Source organism: Gluconacetobacter takamatsuzukensis, assembly GCF_014174275.1.
Taxonomy (GTDB): domain Bacteria; phylum Pseudomonadota; class Alphaproteobacteria; order Acetobacterales; family Acetobacteraceae; genus Gluconacetobacter; species Gluconacetobacter takamatsuzukensis.
The window spans coordinates 103,993-119,400 of the sequence record NZ_JABEQK010000011.1 but is presented as its reverse complement, the minus strand read 5'-3'; the positions used below and the strand labels follow the sequence as shown (position 1 = coordinate 119,400).

At 62.3% G+C, this 15,408-nt stretch carries 12 protein-coding genes; 10 read left to right on the top strand and 2 right to left on the bottom strand.

Annotation, left to right across the window (positions count from 1 at the left end):
• Positions 1-26: 26 nt before the first annotated feature.
• A complete protein-coding gene (locus HLH27_RS13905) occupies positions 27-1,145 on the top strand; it encodes a LysR family transcriptional regulator (protein WP_182950635.1) in 1,119 nt (372 codons plus the stop codon).
• Positions 1,146-1,156: 11 nt separating this feature from the next.
• On the opposite strand, the gene HLH27_RS13900 is transcribed toward HLH27_RS13905, so the two are convergent.
• Positions 1,157-2,758: an OPT/YSL family transporter gene (locus HLH27_RS13900; protein ID WP_182950634.1), complete on the bottom strand. Its 1,602-nt coding sequence runs from the start codon at positions 2,756-2,758 to the stop codon at positions 1,157-1,159.
• An 88-nt stretch (positions 2,759-2,846) separates the two neighbouring features.
• Positions 2,847-3,260, bottom strand: a complete 414-nt coding sequence (locus tag HLH27_RS13895) for a VOC family protein (protein ID WP_182950633.1) — start codon at positions 3,258-3,260, stop codon at positions 2,847-2,849.
• A 237-nt stretch (positions 3,261-3,497) separates the two neighbouring features.
• Here HLH27_RS13895 and HLH27_RS13890 point away from each other — a divergent pair, with 237 nt between their 5' ends.
• The 9 genes from HLH27_RS13890 (at position 3,498) to HLH27_RS13850 (ending at position 15,234) form a co-directional block, all read left to right on the top strand.
• Positions 3,498-4,394 (top strand): polysaccharide deacetylase family protein, encoded by an 897-nt coding sequence (locus tag HLH27_RS13890; RefSeq protein ID WP_182950632.1) that lies wholly within the window; start codon positions 3,498-3,500, stop codon positions 4,392-4,394.
• 6 nt (positions 4,395-4,400) lie between these two features.
• Positions 4,401-5,366, top strand: a complete 966-nt coding sequence (locus HLH27_RS13885; RefSeq protein WP_182950631.1) for a hydroxyacid dehydrogenase — start codon at positions 4,401-4,403, stop codon at positions 5,364-5,366.
• A gap of 47 nt (positions 5,367-5,413) precedes the next feature.
• Positions 5,414-6,202 carry an HpcH/HpaI aldolase family protein gene (locus tag HLH27_RS13880; RefSeq protein ID WP_182950630.1) on the top strand — a complete coding sequence of 263 codons (789 nt, stop codon included), beginning with the start codon at positions 5,414-5,416 and terminating at the stop codon, positions 6,200-6,202.
• A 2-nt stretch (positions 6,203-6,204) separates the two neighbouring features.
• Positions 6,205-7,494: a hydantoinase/carbamoylase family amidase gene (locus HLH27_RS13875; protein ID WP_182950629.1), complete on the top strand. Its 1,290-nt coding sequence runs from the start codon at positions 6,205-6,207 to the stop codon at positions 7,492-7,494.
• A gap of 110 nt (positions 7,495-7,604) precedes the next feature.
• Positions 7,605-10,088, top strand: coding sequence for a TonB-dependent receptor plug domain-containing protein (locus tag HLH27_RS13870; RefSeq protein WP_182950674.1), 2,484 nt, complete (start codon positions 7,605-7,607; stop codon positions 10,086-10,088).
• A gap of 97 nt (positions 10,089-10,185) precedes the next feature.
• Complete coding sequence (locus HLH27_RS13865) at positions 10,186-11,211, top strand: ABC transporter substrate-binding protein (RefSeq protein ID WP_182950628.1); 1,026 nt, start codon at positions 10,186-10,188, stop codon at positions 11,209-11,211.
• A gap of 52 nt (positions 11,212-11,263) precedes the next feature.
• The gene (locus HLH27_RS13860) at positions 11,264-12,943 is read left to right on the top strand and encodes an ABC transporter permease (RefSeq protein ID WP_182950627.1); all 1,680 of its coding nucleotides are present in this window, start codon (positions 11,264-11,266) and stop codon (positions 12,941-12,943) included.
• Between the two features lie 97 nt (positions 12,944-13,040).
• On the top strand, positions 13,041-14,117 hold the full coding sequence (locus HLH27_RS13855) for an ABC transporter ATP-binding protein (protein WP_220790423.1): 1,077 nt from the start codon (positions 13,041-13,043) through the stop codon (positions 14,115-14,117).
• Between the two features lie 61 nt (positions 14,118-14,178).
• Positions 14,179-15,234, top strand: coding sequence for an Ldh family oxidoreductase (locus HLH27_RS13850; RefSeq protein ID WP_182950625.1), 1,056 nt, complete (start codon positions 14,179-14,181; stop codon positions 15,232-15,234).
• The last annotated feature ends 174 nt before the right edge of the window (positions 15,235-15,408 follow it).

Here is a 15,408-nt window from a genome sequence, read left to right as displayed (position 1 = left end):
GATTTCGGACTGGAGCGTAGCGGTCGATGCGGTCAGACAACAAATTCAATGGTGTGATCAATTCATCGAAAAAACAGGATAATGGGGAAAAAGGGGCGCGGAAAAGCAGGAAGGGGCCCGTACCGGGTCGCTTATTTCGATTGAAATCCGGAACAAATGCGGACATGGTGGTGCCCATGTCGAGCCATAACGTCAATCTCCGGCAGGTCAGGGCTTTCGTTACGGTCGCCGAGAAGGGCAGCTTTGTACGGGCGGCCGCCACGCTCAACATGTCGCAGTCGGCATTGAGCCAGTGCATCCGACAGCTTGAGGATTCCATTGGAAGTTCCCTGTTTTCACGTACTACGCGCAATGTCGCGTTGACGCCACTCGCCACCAGCTTCCTGCCCCCGCTGCGCGATCTGCTCCTGAATTTTGACAAGCTGATGCTGGACATGCACGATGCGGTGTCACGCAAGCATGGGCATGTAGCCATCGCCTGCCTGCCATCGGTGGCATCGCGGCTGATGCCCCGCGTGCTGGCAGTCAACGAGCAGCATTTCCCCGGTGTCCGCGTCACGATCATGGATGCGAACATGAAAGGCGTGGCATCCCTTCTGTTGTCGAACATGGTGGAACTGGCAATCGGCAGCACCATTACGGGCTTTCCCGAACTGTCTTCAGTCGCCTTCGCCCGTGATCAGTTGCATGCGGTACTGCCGGTGTCGCATCCGCTGGCGCGCAAGCGCAAGCTGGCATGGGATGAAATCGCATCCCAGTCCTTCATCGCGATGTCGCACGAGACCGGGATGCGCGAGATCATCGATGAGGTCGTCCGGGCGCGGAACATACCGCTGAATATCGTGAGCGAGGTGTCGAACCTCTCCACACTGAGCGGGATGGTCGAAGAAGGGCTGGGCATGGCCATCCTGCCCGGTCTGTCGCTGCCGCATCCCAATCACCCCTTCATCCGGTGCCGGCCGCTGATCGACCCTCAGGTATCGCGCACCATCCGCCTGTTCTGGCGTCGTGAAGGAGGGCTTTCGCCCGCTGCGGCGGCGATCGTCTCGTCGTTGCAGGTAGCGATCGCCAACCAGAAGCTAGGAACCGCGTTTCACAGTATTTCGTGGGATATCAAGGCGCTGCAGAATATTTCTTTTGGCTGAAAGCGCGATTTCTATTTTCGATCCTGATGGAAGGCGCCCGTAAAGGAGGTGAGGAAGGAGGACAGCGCATCGGCGGCTATGGCGCCTCCGGCGAAAATCCGCATGGCACTATGATCGCCGCTTCGGTTCAGCCGGGTCCAGACTGCGCGCACAACCAGGCCTGCCAGCACGGCCCAGCCGGCATGAGTTTTGCCGATCAGCAGCCCGGTTGCGAGCAGCACGCCGAGCTGCCGCCGTTGGCCGCCGAGTGTCTGCAACATGATGCCCGGCAAGGCCCAGAACAGCAGGGAGCGGGCGACGGAAGCGTGAACGCTACCATGGATGGTGGCGGCGAACACCCGCGTCGCCGGCGAAAACAGGTCATGGCTGAAATAGCCCCGCCAGGTCAGCATCACCACCGCGCCGGCGGTCACGAAGGCGACGCAGGCCGCCAGGAACTGCTGATGTCGGCCTTCGCGTTCCAGGGCCGGATCGGCGCCGCTGCCGCGCAACAGGAAGCCCGCCTTCAGGTCGTAGCCCATGTCCGCGAAGGCGGGCCCGGTCGCGCTGGTGAAGCCCACCAGGATGGCCAGCGCCGGCAGCGGAAAACCGACGAGGCCGCCGAGCAGGAGCGTGATCAGGGCGATGGCAAAGGCGGGAAACCACCCCGAATGCATGGCCGCGAGCCCCACGACCACCTCGTGCACGAAAGCCGAGAAGGCGGTGTAGAGAACGAAGACAATGAGCAGCTTTGGCGACATGCCCGAGGCGACGCCGCTGACCGCCGAGAGGCCGACGACCAGCACCAGGAACGCCGAAAGCCCCATGGCCAACGTCCGCCCCGGCTTGCGGCGCCCGGAGAGGTCCGCCCTCGCGTCCCGGCGCAGCAGCGTGTGAACGACCTGTATGAGTGCGACGATGCTGGCCCCCGCCAGCATGCCGTGGGGCAGGAAATGCGGGTCCGGGGCCACGTCGGGAAAGCTGGCGGCGATGGCGTGGCCGAGCCGCGCGGCGACGCCGTAGCCGGCGGCCAGCAGGCCGGCGGAGAACATCGAGAGCGCCCAGGCATTGCCGATCAGCGCGGTGCCGAAGGCGGCCATTGGAATGCTCGCCGCATAGCCTGCGAGCCCCAGCGCCATGCCGCCGACCATGACGGCGACCTTGCGCCCTCCGCTGTCTCCCAGCCGGATGGTCTCGGCGATGGCCACGCCGGAGGGCCAGGCGCCGCTCTCGGGAAACGCGGTGGTGCCGAAAAGCCGGTAAAGCATGAAGGCATCGAGAAAGGTGGCGCAGGAAACCCCCGCGAACAGTGGCATGATCAGGTCCTGGCGGCCCAGGAGATAGGGAATGCCGATCGGCAGTAGCATGGCATTGGCCGCGCCGAAACAAGCGGCAGAGACCGCGCTCTGGGCCAGGTTCTGAACCTGCTTGGAGCGGTAGGTGCGGAACAGGGCGAATGGGATACGTCCGGCACCCATGGCCACCAGAGCGCCGATCAGGCCCGTATTGGTCGTTACCCCGAGGGTGGTGATCAACTGAAGTCCCACGATCGCCCCAAGCGCGGAAAGAACGACGATCAGGGGAAGAATTGCGAGCGAGAAAACCTTGGGAGTCCGCGCGTCGGGCTCTGTCATGGCTGGTGTCACCGGATGCCGGGCGGCACTGGGGCACGGGCCACGCGCCGCCCGCGCCTGTCCGTGGTGGAGCGGGCGGCCTTGGGGCCTATTGCTTCGCGAACAGCTTGTTCATGTCGCGGAAGGCCTTGAATTCGAGCGCGTTGCCGGAAGGGTCGAGCACGAAGGTGGTGGCCTGCTCGCCGGGCAGGCCACCGAAGCGGATCTGGGGTTCCATCCCGAACGGAATGTTGTGGCTCTTCAGTCTGTCGACCAACTGGTTCCATTCATCCATTCCCATCACGACGCCGAAATGCGGGATGGGAACATTATGCCCATCCACCGGACTGGTTCCCGATTGGGTGGAGGGGAGGAGGTGGGCGACAATCTGGTGCCCGAACAGATCGAAATCGATCCATTTATCTGTGCTTCGCCCCTCCGGACAACCGAGAACGGTTCCGTAGAAGAAACGTGTGGATTCCAGATCGTCAACAGGAAAGGCGAGATGGAAAGGAGAAGGCATGTCATGGCTCCGGGTTTCTGTGCCTGTGGAATTCTATGATGCCTTCCCGTCCGGGATAAACCATATGTTCCCTGATTTCAGACGTCAGGAAAACCATGTTTTCCCTTCCTGACGAATCTGGCGCCGCTTTTTCCCATTATCCGGGTTGCCTTATCAATGCATAACGACAACCGAATTGTTCCGATGCGGCATCGTCCTATATAAAAATAGGCATTGTCAGATTTTATGGTGACGAACATGGTGTTTGGTGCGGATGACAACCGCGTCTATCTGGTCCCTGTTGTCGATGTGAACTGGTTGGTTTTTGCGCCCTTCGACCCGGGCCGCGATTTCCGGATCGATCCTCCCGACCCCGATCAGGCGCTCGTGGATTTGCGCACGCTGATGCCGATCATGCGTGACCTGACGGACGGAAAATATGTCCTTACGCCGCATAGTGGCACATATTGCCGTGCGGCCTTTTACGAGGGGGCGCTTGCCGATCTGTATCGTGAGGCCTGCGCGGGTGGTGCCGATGTGGCGATCCATCTTCATGAGGAAATCAAGGGCGCTGGGGTCCGTTTCGGCGAGCGTGCCCACGTCACTGAGGTGATGGAGCAGTGCCGCCTTCTGCTGGAGCGCTCCGGCATCAGTCCGGTGGCCTATCGTGGCGGCCATTATGCCTACGCGCCCTTCATGAACGCGCTGCTGGAACAGGCTGGCCTGCTGGTCGATTATTCATGCTGCCCCGGCCTGGACCGTCCGGATCGGGAAAGCGTGTGGACCGAGGCGCCCACTACGGCGGCCATGCTGCCGCTCGCCCCGCGCGCGCCGTGGCGTGGGCAGCCGGTATCGAATGTCCTCGAAATTCCGATCGGCTCCGATGGTCTGGGGAGCGCCTATGGCAATATCCTGCATGTGGAGCAGTCAGATCTGGAAAATCTGCTGAGAATATGGAATGTGATCGTGAATCGGGCCGAAGAGTCCGGCACGCCGCAGATCGTCCATTGCCTCTTTCACACGGCATCGGTCCAGGATGCGGCATGGCTCGATCGATATCGCCGCTTTCTCGAAGAAGTCTCGGCTCGCAAAGGGCAGTTCGTCACCTCGGTCGAGGCGCGCGGGTTGCATGAACGGTTCGAGGCAGCGGAGTAGAGTCTCATGAAATGTCTTCTGATTCAGCCGATCCATCCGCGCGGCGTGGAAATCCTGCGTGCTGGTGGCATAGAAGTCGTGTCAGCGTCCTCCTCCGATATGCAGGTCGTGGCGCGTGAAATCACCGATGCGGATGCCGTGATTACCCGTAATGCCGGGCTGAACCGCGCGGCGATCGAGGCCGGGGCGCAGTTGAAGGTCGTCGGCAATCATGGCATCGGGCTCGATCCGGTCGATGTCGCCTATGCCACGTCGATTGGCCTGCCCGTCGTGTTCACGCCCTATGCCAATGTGCGCTCGGTAGCGGAACTGGCGATCACCCAGATGCTGGCGTTGGCGAAGCGGGTCTGCCGTTGCGATACCGCCACGCGCGAGGGGCGCTTCGATTATCGCTACAGCCGGGAATTCCACGAAATCAGCGGCAAGACCCTGCTGATCGTCGGTTTCGGGCGCATCGGCCGCCTGACGGCGGAGATGGCGCATGCAGCATTCGGCATGAAGATTCTGGTGCATAGCCCGAGCGTTCCCGTCGAGGAGATCGCGGCGGCCGGCTTCGTGGCGGCGCCCGTGCTGGAGCAGGCCCTGGCTCAGGTCGATATCGTCTCGCTGCATCAGGTGCTGAACGACCGCACGCGCGGCATGTTCGATGCCGCCCGCCTCGCGGCGCTGAAGCCGGGGGCGATCCTGGTCAATACGGCGCGTGGCGCGCTGGTGGATGGCCCGGCGCTGATCGCCGCCGTCCGCTCGGGCCAGCTTTCCGGCGCGGCGATGGATGTGTTCGACAAGGAGCCGCTCCCGGCCGATAGCCCGTTCGTGGCGGAGCCCGGCATCCTGCTCTCGCCGCATACCGGCGGGGCGACCGAGGAAGCCATGGAACGCACCGCCAGCCAGGTGGCCGGCCAGGTAGTCGACGTGCTGAACGGCCGGCGGCCGGAATATCTCGTCAATCCGCAGGTCTGGCGCGGCGACTGAACGTCGTCCGGCCTGCCTGCAACGTGCTTGAAGAAAGAGAGAAGAGAATGATCAGGAAAAATCCGGTCTATGATCTATGGGCGCAGAAAAAGCCTGCTTTCGGAACATGGATCACCCTGTGCCCGCACCCCCGGGTGGTCGGCATCCTGGCATCCGCCGATTTTGATTTCGTCATCATCGAGATGGAACACACCGATTTCTCGCTGGAGACGGTCGGCGCGCTGGCCATGCTGGCCCGCGCCTCGGGCCTTACGCCGATCGTCCGGCCGCCGGGAACGCTCAAGCCGCATGATCTGACGCGGGCGCTCGATGCCGGCGCGCAGGGCCTGCTTCTGCCGTCGATCGAAACGGCCGATCAACTGCGGACGATCATCGAGGCGACGAAATATTATCCGCTCGGCAACCGGCCGATGAATCTCAAGGGCCCCCATACCGATTACTGGGCGGGTACGCCGAGGGAAATCATCGAGATCCTGAACAACCAGACGCTGAGCGTGGCCATGATCGAAAGCCGCAGGGCGATCGACAACCTGCCCGAGATCCTCAAGGTCGAGGGGCTGAGCGGCATCATGATCGGTCCGGACGATCTGTCGCAGGATCTGGGCATCCCTGGCGACCTGCAAAACCCGAAGCTTCTAGCCGCCTATGAGGAAGTCTTCGCTCGGTGCCGCGAGCACCGCGTGCCGTTCGGCATTAGCGCGCAGAGCCCGGAGATGGCGGCCCGATGGCTGGCGGCCGGCGCTACCTGGATTCCCTACCAGAACGATGCGGCGATGGTGCTCAACGCGGCGCGGGCCGCCGTACCGCAGCTTCACAAGCTGGCGAACCGGGACTGACGATGACGACCTTCCCTGATTCCACCGATTTCGCGCCGGCCGTCGATCTCGCGCGCAGGCTTCTCGATGCGCTTGCCCTCGGAACGCAGGCCGATCCGGGCGTGACGCGCGTGGCGTATGGGGAGGGCGAATGCCTGGCGTTCCAGATCGTCGCCGAGGCAGGCAGTGCCTTCGGCGCCGAAGTCCGCCACGATCCGGCAGGCAATATGTTCGTCACCATTCCAGGTCGGGTGCGCGGGCGCCACGTCCTGATCGGTTCGCACATGGATTCGGTCCCGCACGGGGGCAATTTCGATGGCGCGGCCGGGGTCATCCTCGGCATCGCGCTGCAGTCCATGCTGGTCGCCCGTGGTATCGTGCCGGTTCATGATCTCACGGTCGTCGCCCTGCGCGCCGAGGAAAGCTGCTGGTTTCCCCACAGCTATATCGGCAGCAGGACGGCACTGGGCAAACTGGCGCCCGAGGCGCTGGACCGCGTGCGGCGCAGCGATACGGGCATGAGCCTCGCGGCGCACATGGCCGCCTTGGGCTTCGTGCCCGATGCGGTGCGCGCGGGCAGAACGCTGCTGTCCCGCGAGGAGATCGTCGCCTATATCGAGCCGCACATAGAGCAGACATCCGGCCTGCTGAACGCAGGGCTGCCCGTCGGGATCGTAACCGGTATCCGCGGCAGCTTCAGATACCGGAACATGCGCTGCATCGGGGAGTATGCCCATTCCGGCGCTACCCCGCGTGCCGACCGCCGCGACGCCGCCCTGGCCGCCGGGCGCCTGATCTGCGCGATGGACGATTACTGGCAGCAGGCGCAGGAATCCGGCGCGGACCTGACCGTCACGTTCGGCCAGGTCTCGACCCATCCCGATCGGCATTCCTTCTCCAAGGTCGCCGGCGAGGTCGATCTGTGCATCGATGTCAGAAGCCAGGACGAGGCAGCGCTCCACGCGGCGGAGATGGCGCTTATGGCGAACATCCGGTCCATCGAGGCGCAGACGGGTGCGCGCTTCGAATTGGGAGAGCGCACGGGCAGCACGCCCGCGCTGATGTCTCCCCCCCTGATGGCGCTCCTGCGCGAGGGCTGCGCCCATTACGGCATCCCGACCCAGGATATGCCCAGCGGCGCGGGTCACGACGCCGCAACATTCGCGGAGGTCGGAATCCCGACTGCCATGATCTTCATCCGCAATGCGCACGGCAGCCATAATCCGGACGAGATGATGGAGATCGATGATCTGGGACGCGCCATCGAGGTCGTGGCCTTCGCCATCGCGCATATCGGTCAGATGCATGAATAGAAGGAGACCGGCTGCGAACGCGGTTGGTTCTTAACGTTACGAATTGAAAATAAAGGTGACTGTCAGCCGTTCGAGAGTCGGTTCCGAGAACAAGGAGATCTTCCGTGATCATGAAACATTCCCGTGCCTATCGTGCCACTTTGCTTTGTAGCGTCTTCTTCTGTGGCCTCGGTGCAGGGCGGAGCGCATGGGCCGATACCGCCGCCGCCGCCATCAAGGACCTGACCGAGAAGGAAGAGAATGTCACGGTCACCGGCACGGTGCTGCCGGGCAATTCGGCGATCTCGACCTCCACGAAGCGGCACAGCACCGTCCAGGTCACGGTCGTCTCCGGTGCCCAGCTTCTCGCGACGGGGCAATCCAATTTGACGCAGGCGCTGGCCCAGATGTCGCCGGATGTCTCGTCCCCACCGCTCGGCGGCGGCGGCGCGAGTTCGCTAACCCAGACCATCCAGTTGCGCGGCCTTTCGCCCGATCACACATTGATCCTGGTCGATGGTCACCGCAGGCATATCGGCGCCAACCTCAATGCGCTCGCCGCGCCGAACTGGGGGTCGGAACCGACAGATATCTCGCTGATTCCCATTTCGCTGGTGGATCATGTCGAAGTGATCACCGAGGGCGCCAGCGCGCTCTATGGACAGGATGCGATCGCCGGCGCCATCAATATCGTTTTGAAAAAAAACACGCATGGTGGATCAATAAACTTCAAGAACAGTGGATATTACGCGGGTGACGGCCAGAGCATCGATGCGACGGGAAATTATTCCTTTGCGATTGGCCGCAAGGGGGGCTATGCGGACCTCGGATTCCAGATCCTGCATCAGCTTCCGACCAATCGCAGCGGCGATTATGTCGGTACCATGTATTACCCGCTGGCGAACGGCCAGCCCGACCCGCGTGCCGCAGTGGTGGGTCGTGACGTTCAGCGCAATCTCGGCCTGCCGAAGACGACCACCGAGACCATCGGCGACAATATCGGCATTCCTATTACCGACAATGTCTCGTTTTATAATACGTCGACATACGGTCATCGGAATGTGCATGTGGCCAACACGTATCGCAGCCCTGCCGACGCGCAGACGGTGGAGGCCCTGTATCCATACGGCATGCAGCCTTATCTCGACATGGAGGAGAACGATTTTCAGGTCAATACGGGGTTCAAGGGCAAGTCCTTTCATGACATCGCATGGGATGCCTATGTGAACTATGCGAGGGACGAACAGCAATATTACAATATGCACTCGAACAACCCGACATACGGCCTGGACAGCCCGACGAACTTCTATGATGGTCAGACGACGGTCAGCGAACTGAGCGCGGGCTTCAAGGGCTCGAAGAGCATCGATCTGGGCTTCCTGCCCCGCCCGGTGGGCCTTTCGTTCGGTACCGAATACCGGCACGATACGTTCCAGATGGGCGAGGGCGAATATGCCTCTTGGGCGGATGGAGGCGTACCGATCCTCGCGGGACCGAGTGCCGGCAAGGCCGCTAATCCGGGCGCGACCGACCATGCCGGTAATCCGCCCCTTTCCGCGACCAATAATAACCGCGACGTCTATGACGGCTTCGTCAATCTCGATTTTTTTGTAACAAAAAAATGGGAATGGACGCTGGGCGGTCATGCCACGGGATATAGCCGCCTACCAACCGTAGTCACCGGCTCTGTCGGTACGCGATATAATTTCTCCAAGCGCTATGCCATCCGGGCCAGCATCAACACGGGATATCGGCCGCCGACCCTGGGCCAAGAGAATTATTTCTATTCGTCGCCGCATGTCGGCTATTCCGTGGATACGCTGCCGGGCAGCAGTGCCGCAGCGCGCGCGCTGGGCGCGCAGCCGTTGAAGGGCGAATATTCGCGCAGCTTCAGCGTCGGGGTAGACATGAACCCGATCGACGATTTCGAGATTACCGGGAATCTCTATTATATCGCCATCAATGACCGCATCTACAGCACGACGACCTTCGCCGGTACGCAGGTGGAATCCATCCTTGCGGCCGCCGGCCTCACGGGGGTGACGAACGCCACCTATTTCGCGAATATCGGAAATACCAATACGTTCGGTGGTAATCTCCAGGCCAGCTACATGCTGCATACGCCGCGCGCCGGAACGTTCAAATTCTCGCTCGGCGTGAATCTGACGGATAACGAGATGCGGAGTCATGCCAAGGCGCCGCAGGTAATCCAGAACATGGGCCTGAGTTACTTCAATTCCTATGTGCAGGAAGTCATGCTGCGTAGCGCGCCGAAGAACCGGGAAAATCTTTCCATGGACTGGCGGTTCGGAAAATTCTCCCTCTTCGTCCAGGAAATGCGCTACGGTTCTGTGGTCAATATCGAATCCCCCACGACCGACGCATCGCAGTGGCAGCTGCAGAAGCCGGCTTTCCTGACCGATCTCGAGGTCGGATACCGGGTGATCCCCAGACTCTATCTGGCCGTGGGCGCCGATAACCTGTTCAATAAATACCCGACCCGTCAGGCGGCCAGCGCACTGAGCAGTTCCACGGGGGCGAATATCTACAACAGAAACTCCCCGTACGGATTCAATGGTGGAATGTATTATGTGCGGGCAAATCTCGATTTCTAAAAATTGTTAATTTGTCGATATTGTTCCTGTTTCGTATCTTGGTGGCCGGCGACAGACCTCGATTGCAAGTCTGCGCATCGCCGGGGAGAAAATGTGAATGACGGATCCGCTGCCTGATCATCCTACGCGGCGCCAGGTACTGACGCATGCCGTCGGCGCCGGGCTCGCGCTTCCTTTTCTCGCGAGGGGTGCGCGGGCGGCAGACGCAGGTGTGGTCACGGTCTATTCTTCGGTGCCCAGCCTGTATCTCAGCCGAATCGCGGAACGCGTCAATGCGGCCGGTCTGGACGTGCAGCTCAGGATCCTGAGTGCGGGAAGCTTCCAGATATACCAGCGTCTGCGGTCGGAACTGCGTACGGGGCGGCTCAAGGCCGATCTGTTCCAGGTTTCCGATATCAGTTCCTTCGTCGAACTGAAGCGCGACGGCGCCCTGATGTCCTACGATTCCGGGGTCTATGCGCATTATCCCGAGGGCCATCGCGATCCGGACTGCACCTGGGTCAATTCGCGGAGCATCCTCAATATCTTCGCCTGCAACCGCAACGAGGTGCCGGATCGCGAAATGCCGCGCACGTGGGATGAGTATGCCGACAGCCGCTGGGTGGGCCGGGAAGGCAATTCGGATGCCCGCGTCGATGGCGGGGCGCTGAACTGGTACTATTCGCTGCGCCTCGCGAAAGGGGTCGGGTTCTGGAAGAAATATGCCAAAAACCGTCCGGAGATCTTCCGTGGCCACGGCGCGCTGACCAACCGGCTGGTGGTGGGCGAACTCGCTCTGTGCGAACAACTCGATTATGTGGCGTATGCGATGACCCGTGGCGCCGATGCGCCCGTGGTTGCGGTCTATCCGGATGTGGTTGCCAACTGCATGACGCCGCTTGCCATCATGAAGCAGGCGCCCAACCCGCGCGGCGCGAAGATCGTGTTCGACTGGCTGCTGTCCAGGGAAGGGCAGGTCATGCTGTCCCATATCAATGGCACCTACTCGTTGCGTGACGATGTGCCGCCCCTGCCGGGCAAGCCTGCCTTCGCCACGCTGCCGGTCGTGAGGATCGATCCGGTCGATTACACCAACAGCAGGGAGGCCATGCAGGATGAGTTCATGCAGATCTTCGACCTCTGAGATGCGCGGCATTCCGGTAACCCGTGCGGAATACGGCACGGGAACGCAAGCAATGGCCCGTCGTCTCGGGCGCGTCGGCCGGCGGGAAGCGCCTGTCCTGGCCACGGTGATCATCCTGTTTGGTCTGGTCGTCGTGCCGGTCCTCGCGATGGTCTGCAACTCGGTCACCACGCCGCAGGGTGGCCTGTCAGGGCGCTACTGGGCGGAGGTGCTCGGCACCGCGCGCTACCTGCGGGCAATCGGTCATACGCTTCTGCTGGCGATACCAGCCACGGCGCTGGCCGGCGTGATCGGACTAGGCCAGGCGTGGCTGATCGTCCGCTCGGACCTGCCGGGCAAGCGTTTCCTGCACATGGCCTCGATTGTGCCGTTCTTCCTCTCGCCGTTCCTCGGTGCCGTCGCGTGGGGCATGTTGCTGTCGCCGCATGTCGGGCTGTTCAACCGCCTTTTCATGTTGGTGGGCATCGGACCGGTCGATATCTACAGCAGTTTAGGCATCATCTGGGTCACGGGGCTCTATTACGCGCCCTATGTCTATCTTTTCGTGCAGAGCGCGCTGCATAATCTCGATCCATCGGTCGAGGAGGCCGCCGCGATCAGCGGTCTGTGCCCGATGGGCACGTTCTGGCGTATCACCCTGCCGCTGATCTCTCCGGCGCTGATCTCGGCACTGCTGCTCACGCTCGTTGCGGCCACCGGCCAGTTCGCCGTGCCCGCCCTGCTGGGCGCACCGGTCCGTATCCGGACCATGACAACCTACATCTACGATCTTTCCAACATGTTCCCACCCCGTTTCGGGCTGGCAGCCGTTCTGTCGCTGCTGCTGGTCGTGATCGCCGCCGCCGGCCTGGTCGTGCAGAAGATCCTTCTGGGCGGCAGAAGCTTCGTCACGGTTTCAGCCCGCGCCCGCAAGCATACGGTCGTGCCGTTGGGCCGGCTGCGTCTGCCTCTGTTCGGCGTGCTCATGGTCTTCGTGCTCGCCACCACGGTGCTGCCGATCGTGATGCTGTTCTATGCCTCGCTGGTGCCCCATTATGACGGCAGCCTCGCTTTCCATCTTCTCACTTTCGCCCATTATCGCGAGATCTTCCTCTCGAACCATCTGGTCGAGAGCGCGGTGTGGAACAGCCTGTGGTTCGCCGGCATCTCGGCGACGGTCTCCCTGCTTCTGGCGGTGTGGATCAGCCTGATCATGAACCGTACCCGTTCGCCGCTGCGTGGGCTCATCGATTTCATGGTCACGATCCCCGCGGCCATTCCGGGGGTAACGCTGGGCGTGGCGTTACTATGGACATGGATCGACGTCCCCTTGCCGGTCTATGGCACGGGCTGGCTGCTGTTCATCGGCTATATCGTGGGCTTCATGCCCTTTGCGGTGCGCGCGGTCTCCAGCGTCCACCGGCAGATCGACGTGGTGCTGGAAGACGCGCTGCGCATGGCCGGGGGCAATGCGTTGCAGCGCCTGCGCCACGTCACGCTGCCGCTGCTGAAGCCCGGCATCGCCTCGGGCTGGGTGCTGGTCTTCGTGATCTGCGTGCGCGAACTCGATGTGCCGGTGCTGCTCTATTCACCAGGAAACGAGGTCCTGTCCGTGCTGATCTTCTCGCGATGGGAGGATGGTGACTACGGCATGCTGGCGGCGATGGCCGCGATCCAGATCATGCTGATCACGGTGGTGCTGATCGCGGCCTCGTGCCTGTTCCGCGTCGAGGTCGCGCCGCCCACCAGCTAGGGCGCGGCACTGTTCCGTTCTGTTTCGAAAAGCGTTTGAATGCCATGACCGGTCTGGATCAAGCCATCTGGGCTGGCCTGACGTGGAGAGCCATCGCGTGTCATTTCTTGAGGTTGAGAACGTAAGGAAGGATTTCGGTGACTATCACGCCCTGCGCGATGTCTCCTTTGCCGTGGAGAAGGGCGAGGTCGTCACCCTGTTGGGTCCGTCGGGCTGCGGCAAGACGACGATGCTGCGCGCGCTGGCCGGGCTGGAAACGATCGACCGGGGGCGGATTGCCTTGGGCGGCAGGGAACTGGCGCATGATGGGCGTGTCCACCTGGCGGCCGAGAAACGCGGGATTGGCATGGTCTTCCAGTCCTATGCCCTGTGGCCGCACAAGACGATCTTCGAGAATATCGGTCTCGGGCTCCGGCTGAAGAAGATGCCGCAGGCGGATATCGCGGCCCGGGTGCGCTGGGCGTTGGATATCGTGGGTCTGCCGGGAAGCGAGAGCCGTTTTCCGTCCTCCCTCTCCGGTGGCCAGCAGCAGCGTATCTCGCTGGCGCGGGCGCTCGCGCTGGAGCCGACATGCCTGCTGTTCGACGAGCCGATGAGCAATCTGGATGTCTCGCTGCGCGAGAAGATGCGTTTCGAGATCCGGACGATCATGAACGATGCCGGCATCACTTCGGTCTATGTCACCCACGATCATGAGGAAGCGATGGTCGTCTCCGACAGGATCATGATCATGCAGAGCGGCAGGATCGTGCAGCAGGGCAGCCCGCGCGAAATCTATCTGCGCCCGAAAAGCCGCTTTGTCGCGGAATTCCTTGGTGGAGCAAATCTTTTTCCTCTTGATGTCGAACGGTCAGTCCCGGTAGAGGGCCAGTTCGTGACCACGGGCGGCTTGATGCTGCGGGGCTCGCCGGTCGAAGCCCTGCCGCCTGATCCGCTGGTCTTTTTCCGCGCTGAGGCCCTGCGGCATGGATCTGCGGAGGAGGAGGGGGCGACGGTGCTGCGTGCCACCGTCGAAAGCGCATGCTTCCTGGGGGGCGCGATCCAGTGCGGCCTGCGGGCGAGCGGCATGGCGATCGCCGCATCGCTGCCGGTGGTGCCGGAGGTGTCCGTGGGCGAGCAGATCGAGCTCGTCCTGTCCCCACAGAGTGTTTCAGTGATTGCCGACTGCCATTGAAAGGCTCCCGTCGCGGTGGAGGAGTATGATGGCGCAGGTCTTGAAGGAACGGGATTTTCTGATGAGCGACACAGTCCAGATTCGCCAGGATGTGGTGCGCACGATGTGCGAATCCATCTTGGCCTTCCACGGCGTCAGCGCCGAAGACGCAGCCGTCACGGCCGATGTCTTCATGCAGGCAGAGATGATGGGTGAGGAGTCGCACGGCTTGCGCCTGTTCTGCCAAGTGGTCGAACGGATCAAGGGCGGCGGCGACCGGGCGCAGACGTTCATATCCGTGCTCAGCGACCGCGCGGCGGTTGCGCATTGGGATGCCAACCGCAGCCTCGGCCAGGTGGTCGCCGGGCGCGCGATGCGGCGGGCGATCGAGAAGGCACGCATCGCGGGGATTGGGCTGGTGGCGGTCCGCAACGGCAATTCGCTGACGTCGGCGAAATATTATCCTCTGCTGGCCGCGCGGCAGGGTATGGTGGGCGTCACCTTCACCAATACCAGCCGCAGGCTGATGGCGCCGCCGGGCGGTACTGTTCCGGTCGTCGGCAACAATCCGGTGGCCTATGCCGCCCCGGCGGGCCGGTATGGCTGCTTCGCGCTGGATATGGCCTGCACCACGGCGGCGATCGAGCGCATCATCAAGGCGAAGGAAAAAGGCGAGGCGATTCCGCACGGATGGGCGCTGGATCGCGCGGGACAGGAGACCACGGACCCGGCCCGAGCGCTGGAGGCGATGTCGCTGCTGCCGTTCGGTGGCCAGAAGGCCTTCAATCTCGGCGTGGTGCATGAAATCCTGACGTCGGTCCTGGCCGACGGCAAGATCTTCGGCGGCGGTTCCAGCGGATTCAAGCCGTACGACGGGGCGATGAACACCGCCTTCACCATGCTGGCGATCGATATCGCAGCCTTTCAGGACCCAGTCACGTTCGAGTCGACGATGGAAGACATGATCGAGCGCATCAAGGCCTCGCCGAAAGTGGAAGGCGTCGGCGAGACTTTCTTTCCCGGCGAGCGTTCGCAGGCGGAATTCGGGCGCCGGATGCGCGACGGCATCCCCCTGCTTGGAGAAACCCTGGGCATGATAAAGAGATTGGCTGAAGAGGCAGGGTTGGTGCGGTATTGAGCAGAAACTCCCGTCAGCGTCGCGCGCCAGCATGGGGCTTGATATAGGTGATCTGTGAGTAGCCCATAGCACTGCTTTGGCATTTGCTGTGATGAGGGTGGGCTGAGCGTCCTACCGCAGTGAGGGGACTGCCGGCATGGTGGTGGAAGGACGCGATCAAGAATGGCCTGACGG